At 61.0% G+C, this 15,942-nt stretch carries 14 protein-coding genes; 5 read left to right on the forward strand and 9 right to left on the reverse strand.

Going from position 1 to position 15,942, the window contains the following annotated elements; all coding sequences use genetic code 11:
- Position 1: 1 nt before the first annotated feature.
- From ACWGKN_RS16480 to ACWGKN_RS16510, 7 genes are all read right to left on the reverse strand, one after another.
- Positions 2 to 643 (reverse strand): LutC/YkgG family protein, encoded by a 642-nt coding sequence (locus ACWGKN_RS16480; protein WP_035228342.1) that lies wholly within the window; start codon positions 641 to 643, stop codon positions 2 to 4.
- A gap of 25 nt (positions 644 to 668) precedes the next feature.
- Complete coding sequence (locus tag ACWGKN_RS16485) at positions 669 to 2,000, reverse strand: (Fe-S)-binding protein (RefSeq protein WP_052159821.1); 1,332 nt, start codon at positions 1,998 to 2,000, stop codon at positions 669 to 671.
- Positions 2,001 to 2,006: 6 nt separating this feature from the next.
- The gene (locus tag ACWGKN_RS16490) at positions 2,007 to 3,395 is read right to left on the reverse strand and encodes an FAD-binding oxidoreductase (protein WP_452095653.1); all 1,389 of its coding nucleotides are present in this window, start codon (positions 3,393 to 3,395) and stop codon (positions 2,007 to 2,009) included.
- Between the two features lie 74 nt (positions 3,396 to 3,469).
- On the reverse strand, positions 3,470 to 5,266 hold the full coding sequence (locus tag ACWGKN_RS16495) for an L-lactate permease (RefSeq protein ID WP_452095654.1): 1,797 nt from the start codon (positions 5,264 to 5,266) through the stop codon (positions 3,470 to 3,472).
- A gap of 344 nt (positions 5,267 to 5,610) precedes the next feature.
- Positions 5,611 to 6,714 (reverse strand): sigma 54-interacting transcriptional regulator, encoded by a 1,104-nt coding sequence (locus ACWGKN_RS16500; protein WP_452095655.1) that lies wholly within the window; start codon positions 6,712 to 6,714, stop codon positions 5,611 to 5,613.
- 131 nt (positions 6,715 to 6,845) lie between these two features.
- The gene (locus ACWGKN_RS16505) at positions 6,846 to 7,598 is read right to left on the reverse strand and encodes an ATP-binding protein (RefSeq protein WP_452095742.1); all 753 of its coding nucleotides are present in this window, start codon (positions 7,596 to 7,598) and stop codon (positions 6,846 to 6,848) included.
- Positions 7,480 to 8,640: a hypothetical protein gene (locus ACWGKN_RS16510; protein WP_452095656.1), complete on the reverse strand. Its 1,161-nt coding sequence runs from the start codon at positions 8,638 to 8,640 to the stop codon at positions 7,480 to 7,482. Before ACWGKN_RS16510 ends, ACWGKN_RS16505 begins: the two co-directional genes overlap by 119 nt.
- 242 nt (positions 8,641 to 8,882) lie before the next feature.
- Between ACWGKN_RS16510 and htpX the strand changes: the two genes are divergently transcribed.
- Positions 8,883 to 9,746 (forward strand): protease HtpX, encoded by an 864-nt coding sequence (gene htpX / locus ACWGKN_RS16515; RefSeq protein WP_035228331.1) that lies wholly within the window; start codon positions 8,883 to 8,885, stop codon positions 9,744 to 9,746.
- Positions 9,747 to 9,817: 71 nt separating this feature from the next.
- On the opposite strand, the gene ACWGKN_RS16520 is transcribed toward htpX, so the two are convergent.
- Together ACWGKN_RS16520 and ACWGKN_RS16525 are read right to left on the reverse strand one after the other, a co-directional pair.
- A complete protein-coding gene (locus tag ACWGKN_RS16520; protein WP_424255104.1) occupies positions 9,818 to 10,177 on the reverse strand; it encodes a cupin domain-containing protein in 360 nt (119 codons plus the stop codon).
- An 88-nt stretch (positions 10,178 to 10,265) separates the two neighbouring features.
- Positions 10,266 to 11,162, reverse strand: a complete 897-nt coding sequence (locus ACWGKN_RS16525; RefSeq protein WP_035228329.1) for a DMT family transporter — start codon at positions 11,160 to 11,162, stop codon at positions 10,266 to 10,268.
- 357 nt (positions 11,163 to 11,519) lie between these two features.
- On the opposite strand from ACWGKN_RS16525, the gene ACWGKN_RS16530 reads away from it, so the two are divergent.
- From ACWGKN_RS16530 to ACWGKN_RS16545, 4 genes are all read left to right on the forward strand, one after another.
- Positions 11,520 to 12,503 carry a dihydroorotate dehydrogenase-like protein gene (locus tag ACWGKN_RS16530; RefSeq protein ID WP_035228327.1) on the forward strand — a complete coding sequence of 328 codons (984 nt, stop codon included), beginning with the start codon at positions 11,520 to 11,522 and terminating at the stop codon, positions 12,501 to 12,503.
- Between the two features lie 102 nt (positions 12,504 to 12,605).
- Positions 12,606 to 13,925 (forward strand): electron transport complex subunit RsxC, encoded by a 1,320-nt coding sequence (rsxC, locus tag ACWGKN_RS16535; RefSeq protein WP_424255100.1) that lies wholly within the window; start codon positions 12,606 to 12,608, stop codon positions 13,923 to 13,925.
- Between the two features lie 122 nt (positions 13,926 to 14,047).
- Positions 14,048 to 15,061: an RnfABCDGE type electron transport complex subunit D gene (locus ACWGKN_RS16540; RefSeq protein WP_424255098.1), complete on the forward strand. Its 1,014-nt coding sequence runs from the start codon at positions 14,048 to 14,050 to the stop codon at positions 15,059 to 15,061.
- A complete protein-coding gene (locus ACWGKN_RS16545) occupies positions 15,058 to 15,942 on the forward strand; it encodes an FMN-binding protein (RefSeq protein WP_035228322.1) in 885 nt (294 codons plus the stop codon). Before ACWGKN_RS16540 ends, ACWGKN_RS16545 begins: the two co-directional genes overlap by 4 nt.

Genomic DNA, 15,942 nt, shown 5'->3' on the forward strand with positions numbered 1-15,942 from the left:
ATCAGTCCTCCAGCAGCAGTATGTGCAGTTCAAGCGGCCCATGGACGCCGAGGGCGAGGACCCGTTCGATATCGGCGGTCCGGCTGGCCCCGGTGATGAAGGCGGTGTAATCGGGGGTTTTGCGCATGTATTTGAGCAGCTGGCCCTCGGCGGCGAAGGCGTCTTCGACGATGGTCGAGCGGCGCAGCACGCAGACGTGGTATTCGCTCAGCATGGTGGCCAGCCGCAGGTCCTCGTCGGGACAGTTGATCACCAGAGTCCCGGTCTCGGCAATGCCCATCTCGGCGAGGGTGAAGCCGATATCCACCCCGGCCAGGTGGGCGCGCATGCCGGAACGGAGGCAGGCCATCCCCTGGTCGGTGCAGCGCGCTGCGAGGGCGGCGAACTGGTCCGGCGCAAGCCCCGGTGCGGCGACGATCTTGTCGTGCTTGTGGTCGCAGAGGCTGTCGGCCGGCGGCGACAGCGATTCGTCGCAGCCGGAGACCGTGATCCGGCAAGCCCCCTGGCGGCCGCAGAGATCGACGCAGTAGGCAAAGGCCGCATCGAGATCGGCGACGGGTTCGACGATGGCGGAAACCGCCCGTGCCTTTTCGGCAAAGCGGGTGGCGAGATGGTCATACCGGGTGGTGACGGTCTCAGTCATGGCAACAAGGCTCCTGGGTAGTCAATTATCTCTTCCGGGCGGCGGTCTTGCCGTTTCCCTGGGGTTTCGCTTGCAGGCTGTCGGCATACAGTTCCACCACATGGCGGACCCGGACACCCTGGTCGCGGCGGGAGAGCATGTCGGTCATCTGCATCATGCAGGCCGGGCAGCCGGTGGCTACCGTCTTTGCCCCGGAGGCGACGATATTGTCGGCCTTGCGGTTGCCGATCCTCTTCGACAGCTCGTAATGGGCGACGTTGAAGCTGCCGCCGCAGCCGCAGCAGGTGCCGGCCTCGTTCATCTCGACGAAATTGCCGCCGGCGGCCCTGATCAGGGTTCGGGGCTGACGGGTGATGCCGAGGGCGTTCTTGAGGTGGCAGGGGTCGTGGTAGGTGATGGCGTCACCACCGGTGGCCGGCTTGCCGGGTTCGTCGATGCCGCAGCTGTCGACGAGAAACTCGGTTATATCCCTGGTCTTGTCGCCGATGGCGGCGATGTCGTCTTCGATATCCATGTTGCCGCTGTACAGCTTCGGCCACAGCTCCTTGATCGTCGAGGTACAGGAGGCACAGGGGGTGACCAGGTAATCGTAGGCGGCACCGCGGAAGCGTTCGACATTCATCTCGACCAGGGTGTTGAAGGTCTGGCGGTCGCCGCTGGTCAGCACCGGGATGCCGCAGCAGGCCTGGCCGGCGGGAAGGTAGACCCCGACCTCTTTTTTCTGCAGAATTTTGATGGTTGCCTCGCCGATCTGCGGGAACATCTTGTCGACGACGCAGCCGGGGAAGAAGGCGACCCTCAGGCCGCTGCTGCCGGCCGGGGTATCGAGCCGGGGCACGATTTTACGGAATGGCCTGGTGGCCAGGGCGTTGAAATGACGGTCGGCAACCACCGGGGCGTTGAAGCGGGCGCAGGAGGAACCGAGCAGATCGTCGACCTTCCTGGTAAAAATCCCCTGAAATTTCGAACTGATCGAGGTCAGGGAATTGAACAGCCGGGGGTTGGCCAGCATGCCGCGGAAGATCGCCTTCTTCACCGGCGACAGGCCGAAGTAGCCGGTCATGATCGCCCGGGCCGAAAGGAAGATGTCGATGATCTGGACGCCGCTCGGGCAGTTGGCCTGGCAGGTGCCGCACAGCAGGCAGCGGTTGAGGGTGGTGTCGATGGCCTGGGAATCGTGCAGGATTTCGGCGGCCAGGCCTTCGAGCAGGGCCAGCTTGCCGCGGGTGACGTCGGTTTCCCGGCCGGTCTCGCGGAACAACGGGCAGACCGCCTGGCACATGCCGCAGCGCATGCAGTTGACCAGCTGGTCATCGAGCTTCTTGAACATCTCGGCGAGTTGGTGAATATCGGCCATATGCTTCTACCCTTCCATCTTCTTGGGGTTGAGGATATTTTTGGGATCGACGGCCTTCTTCAGCTTCGCCGTGTAGTCCAGGGTTGCCTGGCCGAGCTCCTTGATGAGGAAGCCCCGCTTGGCCAGGCCGATGCCATGCTCGCCGGAGAGGGTGCCGCCCAGGGCCAGGGCGCGGTCGAAAATCTCCTCGACGGCATGTTCTACCCGCTGCCATTCCGCCTTGTCGCGCTTGTCGGTGAGGATGGTGGGATGGAGATTGCCGTCACCGGCGTGGCCGAAGGTGCCGATGGTCAGGTTGAATTTTGTGCTGATCTCGCCGAGGGCGGCGATCATTGCCGGGATCTTCGAGCGCGGCACGGTGGCGTCTTCCAGGACGCAGGTCGGCTTGAGCTTGGCCAGGGCCGGGAGGGCGTCGCGCCGGGCCTGCCAGATGGTGTTGCGTTCGGTCGTGTCATTGGCGACCTTGAGTTCTCTCGCCCCCTGGCGGCGGCAGATCTCCTCGACCCGGGCCGCCTCGTCGGCTACCTGGCCGGGATGGCCGTCAACCTCGATCAGCAGGAGGGCGGCGGCGTCGGTCGGGAGACCGGCCTTGCGGAAGTTGTCGACGGTGCGGATGGTGAAGTTGTCCATCATCTCCAGCGTCGCCGGCACGATCTTGGCGGCGATGATTGCCGCCACCGTCTCCGAGGCGCTAGTGATCGAATCGAAGACCGCCATCATCGAGCGGGCGGCCTGGGGCGGCGGGATCAGCTTGAGGATGATCTTGTCGAAGACCCCCAGCGTCCCCTCCGAGGCCACCATCAGGCCGTGCAGGTTGTAGCCGGTCACCGACTTGACGGTGCGCGAACCGGAGCGGATCAGGTTGCCGTGCACGTCCCAGAACTCCATGCCCATCACGTAGTCCTTGGTCACCCCGTATTTGAGGCCGCGCAGGCCGCCGGCATTTTCGGCGACATTGCCGCCCAGCGTCGAAACCGTCTGGCTGCCGGGGTCGGGGGGATAGAACAGGCCGCGCCGGGCCACCTCCTGGGCGAAGGCGGCGGTGACGACGCCGGGTTCGACGACGGCGTAGAGATCCTCCTCATTGATTTCGAGGATGCGGTTCAGGCCGTTGGTGAGGACCACCACCCCGCCGGGATGGGGGATGGTGCCGCCGGAGAGGTTGGTGCCGGCGCCGCGCACGGTCAGCGGCAGGCCGTTGTCGTGGCAGAACTTGACGACCCTGCCGAGGACCTCCGAAGTGGTCGGTCGGACCACGATCCCGGGCATCACCGGATCGAGGACGGCGGCGTCGTAGGAGTAGGCGTAGCGGTCGATTTCACTGGTCATTACATTGTCGTTGCCGACAATCGCCGAAAATTCGTCGTCCAGGGCGGATGCTTGGGGTGAACTCATGTCGTGGTCCTTGCGATGGGGCGTTCAGGAGAAAGAGGCCGGACCCTCCGTGCAGAGGGTCCGGCCGGAGTGTATCAATGGAAGTGAATGGCATCCGTGCCGGCGATGGCCGTGACCCGCTTGCCGGTGGCTATGGACAGCAGGGAGAGCGGCAGCGCCAGGGCGAAGGTACCGACCAGGTAGGTCATCCCGCCCGATGGTGGAGCCGTCGCCGCCGCGGTTGCCGCCGCCGGAACCGCGGTGACGGCCTTGTCGTAGACCGGGATCATCCAGGTGAACACATAGGCCTGCAGATACACCATTATACCGATAATCGTGGTCATCAGCAGGGAATGTTTCAAGGTGAAGCGGAAGATGTCACTTTCCTTGCCGACCAGCTCCGTCGCCGAGGTGGCCACGGCGATCGACTGCGGAGAGATCATCTTGCCGCAGACGCCGCCCGACGAGTTGGCGGCGACAAGGACCACCGGATCAACGCCGATCTGCTGGGCGGTCACCACATGCAGCTTCGAGAAGAAGGCGTTCGACGAGGTGTCCGAACCGGTCATGAAGACCCCGAGCCAGCCGAGGAAGGCGGCGAAGAAGGGGAAGAGAACCCCGGTGGCGGCGAAGGCCTTGCCGAGGGTGATGACCATGCCGGAGAAGTTGAAGATGAAGGAGAAGCCGAGGATCAGGGCGATGGTGAGAATCGGCAGTTTCAGTTTCTTGACGGTATCGGCGGCCACTTCCATGCTGGTGGCGATCGAGGCGCCCATGACCGGGATCGAGAACAGGGCGGCGAACAGGATAGCGGTGCCGGCGGCACCGAGCAGGTTCAGGGTATAGAGGGCATGGATCGGATTGCCGTCAGCCTTGAGGACCATGTCGTTGAGACCGTTGATCGGCAGTTTGACCAGGAAGATATTGTCCAGGGTGGTCTTGATCGCCGGGATACCCCGGGCCGCGACGAAGATCGACAGGATGATGAAGGGGGCCCAGGCGCGCAGGACCTGACCGCCGGTGAATCGGAGTTTTTCCCGGCCCTGGCTCGCCTTTTCCTCGGGGAACTGCCAGCTCTGTTTGGGATGCCAATAGCGGAGGAAGGTGACGACGCAGACGATCGAGGCGATCGATGCCAGGATATCCGGCAGCAGCGGTCCGAGGAAGTTCGAGGAGAGGTACTGCACCAGGGCGAAGGAGGCGCCGCAGACCAGGCAGGCCGGCCAGACCTCGAGCCCTTTCTTCCAACCGGAAATCAGGATCGTCAGGTACAGCGGGATCAGGAGGCTGAGGAAAGGCAGGGTGCGGCCGACCATCTGGCTGATCGCCATGTCGGGAAGCCCGGACACCTGTCCGGCAACGACGATCGGGATACCGATGGCGCCAAAGGCCACCGGGGCGGTGTTGGCGACGAGGCAGACCCCGGCGGCGTAGAGTGGATTGAAGCCGAGGCCGGCCAGCATGGCGGCGGTGATCGCCACCGGGGTGCCGAAGCCGGCGGCCCCTTCAAGGAAGGCGCCGAAGGAGAAGGCGATCAGCAGGGCCTGCATCCGGCGGTCGTCGGTGATCGAGGCCAGGGAATTCTTGATGATCTCGAACTGGCCGGTCTTGACCGAAAGATTGTAGATGAACAGGGCGGTGACGATGATCCAGCAGACCGGGAAGATCCCGAATACGGCCCCGTTCATCGTTGCCAGAAAGGCCAGTTTGGCCGGCATGCCGTAGACGACGACCGCCACCGTTGCGGCCAGCAGGACGGCGCCGAGGGCGGCCCAGTGGCCTTTCATTCGCTTCCGGGCCAGGGCCCAGAACAGAAACAGAATGGGGATGGCGGCGACGAACGCCGAGAGGCCGATGCTTCCCAGTGGATCGACTACTTGTGTCCAAGGCATGATGTTTTCCTCCGTGGTGAAGAATTGCTGTCCTGAAATACTTACGGAACACTCGTGAACGAAATAACTGCACTTCCAGACAGAGCAACCTCCGTGCCAGATCACCTTAGTTTTTTAACTATATGTAATAACAATATAATAAATGTTTTAACGCTCTTTGGCCGGCCGGAGGAAAGGCGCAGTACGAAAAATAAGACAACGGTTGGGTGATGAGACCGGTCGAGTCGGGAATGGGTACGGCGCTGATCGCCGAAGCGATTGAATATGCTGTAATAAGAGATAGATGCCCTGTCTGAAAAAACGGACAGACTTTTGGGTGAGAGGGTGGTGCTGCGGGGATATGGTTACTCTGGCCGAGGCTGCTCGGTCTGGATCGAAAGATCGTTTTTCTTCAGCAGGGCGTAGAAATGAGAGCGGGACAGTCCGGAAATTGTGAGGATGCGGGAAATATCACCGTTGCACTGACGGATCAGCTCGCCCAGGTAGATCTTCTCGGATGTGGCCTTGAAGGCCTTGAGCGTGGGCAGGGGGCGATCGAAGATGTCCTGGAAGATCTCCTGTCCGATTATTCGGACTTCGTCGTCCGACTCCCCCTCGCTGCCTTCAGCCAGGACCTGGGAGCCGGTCATCTGCCTGATCTGTTCCTTGGCCACCTGGATGCGCAGTTGGCGGGGCAGGTGCATCGCGAAGAGCTTTTTCTCGGAGCCGGCGGTAATGATCGATCGTTCGATGATGTTGAACAGTTCCCTGACGTTGCCCGGCCATCCGTAGCGTTCCAGGGTCAGCAGGAAATCCTCGTCAAGGGTCTTTTCGGGCATGCCGTTCTGGAGGCAGAGCTGGGTCGCCTTGAACTGGGCCAGCGCCCGGATATCTTCGGGCCGCTGCTTCAGCGGCGGCAGCGGCAGGCGCATCGTGGTGATGCGGAACAGCAGGTCGCTGCGGAACTCGTGGTTCTCGACCATCTCGTCGAGGTTGCGGTTGGTGGCGGTAATCAGCCGAAAATTGCTGGTCTGCTCCAGGGTGTCGCCCACTGCCCGGAAGGTCCTCTCCTGCAGGACGCGGAGGAAGGCTTTCTGAATCGACAGCGGCATTTCGCCGATCTCGTCGAGAAACAGAGTGCCGTTGTCGGCCAGCTTGATCAGGCCGATGCGGCTGTCCTGGGCCCCGGTGAAGGCCCCTTTGCGGTGGCCGAAGAGGGTCGACTCGACGAGGGATTCGGTGAGGGAGCCGCAGTCGACGAAGACGAACCTGCCGCCGGCGCGGCGGCTGTTTTCATGGATGGTTCGGGCACACAGTTCCTTGCCGGTGCCGGTCTCGCCGGTTATCAGCAGCGTCGAATCGGAGCGGGCGGCCTGGGCCATCAGCTCGAAGCAGGCCTTCATCCGCGGACCGGTACCGATGACCTTGCCGGTATTGAGGGGCTCGGTCTCCGTCCGGCAGGCGGACATCGAGAAAGACGATGTCGAAAGGCGTCTGCCGGATGGCGAGACGGGCGGCGGCCAGGGAGTGGACGGAATGACAGCGGTGCGACAGCCTGGTCGCGAGGCTGGTCAATGTCTCGCAGATATCCAGGTCGTCGTCAATGATCAGTATGTTGGCCATGGTTCGCGTCTTTGCTCAGAATGGTGTGGATGGTGAACAGCAACTCACCGGTGTCATAGGGTTTGATCAGCACCCGGGCGATCGCCGGGACCGCTCGGGCCGCACCGATCGCGTCTTCCCGGCCGGAGATGAGGATCGTAGCCATGCCCGGATTGAGGCTGTGCAACCGCCTGGTCATCTCGATGCCGTTCATGCCCGGCATGTCGAAATCGGTGATCAGGAGTTCGAAGCGCCGCGGTGTTGCGGCTACCAGCGCGATGGCCTCCTGCGGCTGTCCGGTGGCGGTGACCGAGTAACCGGCATTTTCGAGAATTCTCGGCGTGGTGTGGAGCTGATCCACATCATCCTCGACAAAGAGGATGTTTCCGCTCCTGCCGGTGCTGAAGGCGACCGCAGCCTCCCGGCCTTCAACGTTGGAGTCGACCTTCGGGAAATAGAGCCTGAAGGTCGTGCCCTGCCCCTCGCGGCTGTCGACCCGCAACCCGCCCTTGTGGGCCCTGACCACTCCATGGACCACGGCCAGACCGAGTCCCGTGCCCTCCGTTTTGTCCTTGGTGGTGAAGAAGGGGTCGAAGATCTTGTCGATGATCGACGGGGCGATACCCGGTCCGTCATCGGCCACGGTCAGCTGCGGATAGTCGCCGGCCTCGAGGTACAAGCCTCCGGCCTCCTCTTTGTCGAGGCGGATGTCTTCGAGGCGGATGTCCAGGGTGCCGCCGGTCGCCCGCAGGGCGTGGAAGGCGTTGGTGCAGAGGTTCATCGCCACCTGGTAGATCTGGGTCGGGTCGGCGAGGGTGGCGTCCGAATTGGGGGTTCAGGCCGAAGAAGGCGGCGAAGGTCCGGTTGGCCCCGAGATAGCGGAAATTCAGATCCTTCCACGAGACCAGCTGCGGGTTGGTATCCATCAGGGTCTCCTGGAAGGTCAGCTGATCCTTGATCCGCCGTTCGACCCGCCGGCGCTCGAGCATGGTCAGGACCAGGAAGATCAGGGTCACGAGCAGCAGCAGGAGGCTGGTGATGATGGTCCAGAACAACTCCTTCGGCAGTTCGTAGAAGGCCTTGGGGGCGTTGATCAGGGTGCTGCCGGGGGGCAGCAGGTTGTCGGGGATGTTGAGCCGGCGCATGACCTGATAATCGAAGCGATACGATCCGGCCGGTTCGACGGCGATCGGGATGGACTCGGCCGGGACGCCGGCGAGGAACCCTTCGATCTGCTTTTTGATGGCCCGGCCGGTCGTCGATTCATCGCCGATGACGATCATCCGCCGTTTTTCCGGGTGGAGCATCAGGGCGACAGCGAGGGTGCCGATCAGGTCGAAGCTCTCGACGACGCCGGTGAGATTTCCCCTGGCGACGGCCTGCGGATCGAGGTCGTTGACGCCGCAGAAGACGATGGGAACGCCGGGAAAGAGGGCGTCGCGAAAACGGAGGGCGAAATTGAAGGCGTCATCGTCCGAGACGATGACGACATCGAAGCGTTCATGGGTGAATTTTTTCCTGAAGACCTCGAACAGCCCTTCGATCACCGGCGGCGTATTGTATTTCTTCGCATCGAGATATTCGACCTGCAGATCGATGGCATACGAACTTTCGTGGAGCCGTGACCGGATGCCCTCGAAGATCGAATCGGACCACTGGTAGCCGTGGTGGTAGGAATTGAGATACAGGACCGTCTTTTTTTCAGATCCGCCGATCGCCGGGGTCGGCAGGAGATGGGTGATCAGGAGGATCAGCGCCCAGATTGCGGCGTGTGTCAGTGGGAGACGGTTCATGCGCAAACGTTTTGCAAGTAAGAGACCATTTTGACAAGGGAGTGGCAAAGGAAGGGGAGTTGCCGCTATTCCGGTTCACGGCGGCGGAGTGCCGTCCGACCTGGCTATCGCTATTTTACTCCAGTTTCGCTTGTCTTGGCAAAGTCGATGTTTATTATATACTTCCATGTGATCAAGAGCGGTTCTGCCGGTTCCGGCTGGCGCTCGCAGAACTCGAACCGATGGCTTCAAGGAGGAATGCAATGATGCGGATTGGCCTGTATCTGGCGACAAACCTGGCAATTCTGGTGCTGCTCGGTATCATCATGTCGATACTCGGTCTCGACTCGCGCAGCACCATGGGGCTGCTGGTCATGGCCGGGCTGTTCGGCATGGGCGGCTCGTTCATCTCGCTGGCGATGTCCAAATGGATCGCCAAAAAATCGACCGGGGCCTATGTCATCGAACAGCCGCGGAGCGCCAGTGAACAGTGGCTGGTCGATACCGTCCGGCGTCAGGCCCAGGCGGCGGAAATCGGCATGCCCGAGGTCGCCATCTACGATTCACCGGACATCAACGCCTTTGCCACCGGGATGAGAAAGGACGATGCCCTGGTCGCCGTCAGCACCGGCCTGCTGCAGAATATGACGCGGGACGAGGCGGAGGCGGTGCTGGCCCATGAGGTGAGCCACGTGGCCGGCGGCGATATGGTGACGATGGCCCTCATCCAGGGGGTGCTGAACACCTTCGTCATCTTTCTCTCCCGGGTCGCCGCCCAGGTTATCAACACGTTCCTGAGCCGGGACGAAGAGGGCGGAGGGTTGGGCTTTCTCGGCTACATGGCGGTGACGATCGTACTCGAGATCGTCTTCGGACTTTTCGCCAGCATCATCGTCATGTGGTTTTCCCGGAAGCGGGAATACCGGGCTGACAGCGGCGCCGCCTACCTGGTCGGCCGGGAAAAGATGATCGCCGCCCTGCGCCGCCTGCAGGCGCACCACGAACCGTCCCATCTGCCGGATCAGGTGGCGGCCTTCGGCATCCGGCCCAAGGAGGGCGGGCTTGCCAGCCTGCTGCGGAGCCATCCGCCGCTCGAGGAGCGGATCGCCGCCCTGCAGCGGGGTTAATGGGCAACGGCTGCTCCCGGGCGAAATCGTATTCCCGCGGGAGCAGCCCGATCAAGCGAGGAAAACTTCTGTCAGATCTCCGAAACGCCGGAGGGAATGAGGCAGATGAAGACGAAGTCCTCGCCGCCGGCGTTCATGAACTGATGGGCCTCGCCGCCGGGGATGAAGACCACGGTGCCGCTGGTGACGGTCTGCCACTCACCATCGCGGAAGACCTGACCTTTTCCCGAGTGAATGAAGACCTCGTGCTCCCAGGCGTGGGAATGACGGGGGGTAAATCCGCCCGGAGCGACGGTGAATACACGCATGCAGAAGTGGTCGGCGTGGTCGTCCTTGCCGATCACCACCCTTCCCGTAACCCCCCTGACCGTGTCGGAATCGAATTGGTGTGAGGGCGCTTCCCTGTAGTCGAGTACTTTCGTATCCATCATGCTCAGTCTGGTATTGCTGCCCGGGCAGCGGTTGATTTGATCTCGTCGCACTATAATGGTGGGATGCGAGGTTGGCAACGGATTTGGGTTACTCTTTGCCCCGGCTGCCGGTCAGTCCCAGGTAGATGGCGGTGAGGGTGATGATCACCCCGGTCCAGTTGAGCAGATCGGTCGGGCGGCGGAAAAACAGCACGTCCCAGACAAAGGCCAGCGAAGGCTGGACCAGGAGGATCAGGCCGGTGAAGGAGGCCCGGATCTTCGGCATGGCGTTGGCGATCAGGGCCCAGCCGATGGTCTGGCTGAACAGGCCGAGGTTGATCAGGGAGACCAGGCTTCCGAGGTCGGGGATGGCGAACGAGTCGCCGGCGATGATCATCCTGGCCCCGAGAAAGACCGAACAGCTGAGGGAGATCAGCATCAGGGCGAAGAAAAAGGAATAGCTCCGGCCGTCGGCCTGGATCTTGCGCAGGGTGAGGAGAAAGCCGCTGTAGCAGACCGCCGTCGCCAGACCCAGATAGACGCCGGTCCGGTAATCGGCGGAGAGGGCATTCCAGCTGATGCCGACCACCAGAAAGAGGCCGGACAGGGCGAGGGGGATGGCCAGCAGAAACCGGGGGCGGATGCGCTCACCGTAGAGCAGGATCCCGGTCATCGCCAGGATGAATACCTGGAAATTGCCGAGGATGGTGGCGAGTCCCGGACCGATGTAGCGGATGCTGGCGTGCCAGCAGAACAGGTCGAGGGCAAAGAACAGTCCGCACAGCGCGATCAGCGACAGCCGGCCGGCGGTCGGTTTCATGAAGTCGCGGCGCCACAGGCAGGCGATAAGAAGGAAAATAAACCCCAGGAAGACCCGGTAGAAGGCCGAGGCCGTCGGCGGGACGTCGGCCAATTTGACCCAGACCCCCGAGAAACTGATGAGAAAGGCCCCGAGGAGGACCTGGAGAATTTCAGAATGGCGAAGGAATGAATGGTTTGGCGTCATTGCACAACGGTATCCCGGAATCTATTTTAACAAAGAGTGAAATAGGACGGTAAAACGTGTTCGATGGCGAAGTTATGCACTGTTTGCACAACGGTTGCCAGCTGTCGGTGGGTGGCTGGCGCCGGTTAAGGGGGCAAAATCCTGTTGCGGTGCCATAATTTTCCGGGGTACACTGCAGTTTTGGCGAAATTTGGCCGGCAACGAAAAATTCTTGCCTTTTAAGGATGATTTTGTTACGCAAATAAGTTTGAACAGTATGCACATTGGCCTCGGCTTCTTTCCAGGTGTTCCTTCTGCCGGAAAAAATTGCGTAAATTCAAAGGGAATTGCTGGAATCCTGACAGCGAGTGAGAGAATATGAAAGATCTTTCGGTGAATTACCTCGGGCTGCAGTTGAAGAACCCCATCATTGTCGGGAGTTGCGGGTTGACGCACTCGTCTGCCAAGATCAGGGAACTGGCAGAGAACAATGCCGCCGCCGTGGTCTTGAAGTCACTTTTCGAAGAACAGATCCAGGCCGAGCTGAAAAGCAATCTGGAGAGCTATTATACCGACTATCCCGAGGCAGTGGATTATGTTCGCGCCTATACCCGGGGAAATGCGGTGCAGGAGTATATCACGCTCATCTCCGAGGTCAAGAATACAGTCGATATCCCGGTTATAGCCAGCATCAACTGTGTCAGCGGCGATGAATGGGTTTCTTTCGCCAGATCGGTCGAACAGGCCGGTGCCGATGCCCTCGAGCTGAACATCTCGCTGCTGCCGAGCAACCCCCGGCTGACCAGCCAGGAGCACGAGGACCTCTATACCGGTATCTTCGACAAGATCGCCGCCCAGGTCTCGATCCCCATCGCCCTCAAGATCAGCAAGTACTCTTCCTCCCTGGCCAACCTGATCACCAGGCTGAGCTGGAAGCAGAAAGTCGGTGGATTCGTGCTGTTCAACCGTTTTTTCAACCCCGATGTCGATATTGATACATTGCGGGTCAAGTCGGCCGAAATCTTTACCACTCCCGAGGACAGTGCCGACACCCTGCGCTGGATTGCCCTGCTGTCAGGGGTGATTGACAAGGATCTGGTGGCCTCGACCGGTATCCATGACAGCACCGGGCTGATCAAGCAGCTTCTTGTCGGTGCCTCGGCGGTGCAGGTGGTTTCAACCCTCTACAAAAATGGTCCGGCGCAGATCGGCGTCATGCTCGACGGGTTGACCAGGTGGATGGAGGCCAGGTCGTACAACTGCATCGCCGACTTCAGGGGTAAGCTGAGTTACGAGCAGGCGGAGAATCCGGCCGCATTCGAACGCATTCAGTTCATGAAGTACTATGGTGGGATCGCCTAGTCGCTTCTTATCAGGCCAGAGGAAGCCAACCCGGTACGGTCCATGATGAAACACGTGGTATCCTGTACCGCATACATTTAGCCAGCTGTTCTAATCCATACTATGACATCCTTACTGACATTCCCGAAAGGTGGTGTGCATCCGCCGGAATCAAAGGCCCAGACCTCCCGACTCAGCATTGAAGGCATGCCGGTTCCCGACGAACTGGAATTGATCCTCGGCCAGCACATCGGCGCCCCCTGTACCCCGACCGTCGTCAAGCGCGGCGAGGTAGGCGAGGGTGATATCATCGGTGAGGTGACCAAGGGGCTGGGGGTGCCGCTCCACTCCCCGGTGGCCGGGAAGGTCAAGGACCTGGGTTCCTCGGCCCACCCGATGCGGGTCACGGCGCCATCGATCACCATCACCGTCAACCACGAGGCCGCGCCGCGACAGTACCAGGCGCGGAACTGGCAGTCGTACGAACCGAAGGAACTGTTGAACATGGTCAAGGATGCCGGCATCATCGGCATCGGCGGGGCCGGCTTTCCGACCCATGTCAAACTGAGTCCGCCGTCGGACAATCCGATCGACACCCTGCTGCTCAACGGGGCGGAATGTGAACCCTACATCACCTCCGACCATCGCCAGATGCTGGAATATGCAGCCGACATCGTCGAGGGGGCGAAGATCATCCTCAAGATCCTCGGGATCAGGCAGTGCCTGATCGGGATCGAGAGCAACAAGCCCGACGCCATCCAGGTCATGACCGAGGCGGCCCGGGCCGGCTCCACCGCCGAATTCTCGGTGGCCGTCAAGGCCTTGCAGGTCAAGTATCCCCAGGGATCGGAGAAGCAGCTCATCCAGGCCGTCACCGGTCGCAAGGTTCCGGCCATGGCCCTGCCCTCGGCGGTCGGTGTGGTGGTCCAGAACGTCTCGACCGCCCGGGCGATCCGTGATGCCGTCGTCCTCGGCAAGCCCCTCTATGACAAGGTGGTGACCATCGCCGGCAAGGGTATCGCCCGTCCGGCCAACCTGCTGGTCAAGGTGGGGACGAAGCTCTCCGATATCGTCAACTACCTCGGGGGCCTCAAACCCGGGTTGGCGAAGATCGTGATGGGTGGGCCGATGATGGGATTTGCCGTCTCGAGTCTCGATATCCCGGTGACCAAGACGACTTCGGCGGTCCTGTTTCTCGCCGCCGACGAGATCGACACGACCCCGCATTCCCAGTGCATCCGTTGCGGCTGGTGCCTCGATGCCTGTCCGATGGGTCTGGAACCGAAGGAGATCGCGATCTACGTCGAGGCCGGCCGGGCGCAGGATACCGCCCAGTTCGGCGTATTCGAGTGTTTCGAGTGCGGCAGCTGCGCCTATGTCTGCCCGGCGAAACGGCCGATCGTGCAGTTCGTCCGCCTCGCCAAGATGAAGGCCAAGCGCTAGGAGCCAAAGGGTCATGAGGTCGCCGGGCCGCTCACGATTTCCGGGACCCCCAGTTTGAACCACGTTTCTGAAGGAGATTCGCCATCGAACCGCAAGCACCAGAAAACCTGTCATCTCCCACAGTGAGAGAATGGACGGTTTCCATCTCTCCGCATGTGAAGAGCCCTGAATCGGTTGAAAAGATCATGTGGACTGTAGTGGCCTGCCTGATACCGCCGCTGCTCCTCTCGGTTTTTGTTTTCGGCATCCAGGTCCTGCTCATCACCGCCGTGTCGGTCGCCAGTTGCGTGGCGGTCGAGGCCGCCAGCCAGAAGATGCTGGGTCGACGCGTCACCGTCAGGGACGGCAGCGCCGTCATTACCGGCATGCTGCTGGCCTTCGTCATCCCGCCGGGGGTGTCGCCGCCGCTGCCGATCCTCGGCGCCGTCATGGCCATCTACATCGGCAAGCACGTCCTGGGCGGCATCGGCTACAACATTTTCAACCCCGCCCTGCTCGGCCGGTCCTTCCTGCTGGCGACCTTCCCGGTGGCGATGACCTCGGCCTGGCTGCCGCCCCTCAGGGATATGGCCGTTTTCTCCTATCTCGGCGAAGGGGTCAATGCGGTATCGACCGCGACGCCGCTGGCGGTCATCAAGGAACAGGGCATGGCGGCCTTCACCCAGATGTTCGGTTCCGGTTCCAGCCTCTACTCCTCGTTCTTCCTTGGTTGGCGCCCCGGCTGCATCGGCGAGACCTCCGGGTTGCTCATTCTCCTCGGCGGGCTCTATCTGCTGTACCGAGGGTACATCACCTGGCATATTCCGGTTTCGGTGGTAGCGACGGTCGCAGTGCTCTCCTGGATTTTTGGCGGCGATACCTATTTCAGCGGTGATCCGCTGCTGGCGGTCCTCTCGGGTGGTGTCCTGCTTGGCGCCTTCTTCATGGCCAACGACTATGTGACCTGTCCCAGCAACAAGGTGTCGCAACTCGTCTACGGTGTCGGGATCGGGGCCCTGACGGTGATGATCCGGCTCAAGGGCGGGTATCCCGAGGGAATATGTTATGCCATTCTGCTCATGAACACGATGAGTCCGGTTCTTGACGGCTGGTTCAAGCCGCGGCGGTTTGCGCCGCCTCTGGGAGGTGGCCGATGAAGGATATCCTGACTATCGTACTGCGATTGACCATTACCTGTATCATGGCTGCTACGGTGATGGGATCGGCGTTTATCATCACCAACAAGGCCAAGAAGCACAACGAACATGTCAATGAGCAGAAGGTGCGTTATTCCCTGCTTGGTTATTCCACCGCCAAGCCGATACCCGGCAACATGGCCTTGCACGAGGTGTACCGTTATATCGTGACGGACAAGGAGAGCCAGTCGATTGGCTATCTCCTGCCCGGCAAGGAGGGTTTTTTCTTCCTCACCCTCGACATGGAGGGCAAGGTCATCGACAACAAACCGGTACCTATCGAAGAGTCCGCCGTGCTGGAAAAGGATCTGCGGGATAAGGCCGTGCAGGAGATTGCCGGCACCGGCAAGGGTGTCACATTTGCCGACCAGACGATTGTCGTGACTGACAACGGCAAGCGGGTGGCGTATCTCCTCGACGGCAAATTCACCGGTTTCAAGACCTTCATCGGGGTGATGCTGGCCGTTGATCCGAAATTCACCATTGTCGGTCTCGAGATCCTCGAGCATGAAGAAGACCCTGGGCTGGGGGCTGAAATTGAGCGGGATTATTTCAGAAACCAGTTCAAGGGCAAGACCTTCGAGATGTTGAAAGACCTCGATGTCGTCAAGGAACCGCTTCCCGATGAGTATTACCAGGCCCTGGAAGGCAATGTCGAGGCGGCCGACGCGGCGAAGATACTGGCGAAATATGGTGATCGCGATATCTATGCCCTGACCGGCGCCACCATTTCCAGCCGTTATGTGAATACCGGGGTCAAGGGGATAATCAAGAAATTCGCCTATCGTCTCAATATCCTGGATGCCGCCCTTGCGGAACGGAAGATTGAGGTTGCGTTTTAA

It is taken from the genome of Desulfoprunum sp. (genome assembly GCF_053613775.1).

What these genes read in the sequence shown, in the direction of transcription:
- ACWGKN_RS16480 (WP_035228342.1), bottom strand. Translation starts at nt 643, where the DNA reads ATGACTGAGACCGTCACCACCCGGTATGACCATCTCGCCACCCGCTTT.
- ACWGKN_RS16485 (WP_052159821.1), bottom strand. Translation starts at nt 2,000, where the DNA reads ATGGCCGATATTCACCAACTCGCCGAGATGTTCAAGAAGCTCGATGAC.
- ACWGKN_RS16490 (WP_452095653.1), bottom strand. Translation starts at nt 3,395, where the DNA reads ATGAGTTCACCCCAAGCATCCGCCCTGGACGACGAATTTTCGGCGATT.
- ACWGKN_RS16495 (WP_452095654.1), bottom strand. Translation starts at nt 5,266, where the DNA reads ATGCCTTGGACACAAGTAGTCGATCCACTGGGAAGCATCGGCCTCTCG.
- ACWGKN_RS16500 (WP_452095655.1), bottom strand. Translation starts at nt 6,714, where the DNA reads ATGTCCGCCTGCCGGACGGAGACCGAGCCCCTCAATACCGGCAAGGTC.
- ACWGKN_RS16510 (WP_452095656.1), bottom strand. Translation starts at nt 8,640, where the DNA reads ATGAACCGTCTCCCACTGACACACGCCGCAATCTGGGCGCTGATCCTC.
- htpX (WP_035228331.1), top strand. Translation starts at nt 8,883, where the DNA reads ATGATGCGGATTGGCCTGTATCTGGCGACAAACCTGGCAATTCTGGTG.
- ACWGKN_RS16520 (WP_424255104.1), bottom strand. Translation starts at nt 10,177, where the DNA reads ATGATGGATACGAAAGTACTCGACTACAGGGAAGCGCCCTCACACCAA.
- ACWGKN_RS16525 (WP_035228329.1), bottom strand. Translation starts at nt 11,162, where the DNA reads ATGACGCCAAACCATTCATTCCTTCGCCATTCTGAAATTCTCCAGGTC.
- ACWGKN_RS16530 (WP_035228327.1), top strand. Translation starts at nt 11,520, where the DNA reads ATGAAAGATCTTTCGGTGAATTACCTCGGGCTGCAGTTGAAGAACCCC.
- rsxC (WP_424255100.1), top strand. Translation starts at nt 12,606, where the DNA reads ATGACATCCTTACTGACATTCCCGAAAGGTGGTGTGCATCCGCCGGAA.
- ACWGKN_RS16545 (WP_035228322.1), top strand. Translation starts at nt 15,058, where the DNA reads ATGAAGGATATCCTGACTATCGTACTGCGATTGACCATTACCTGTATC.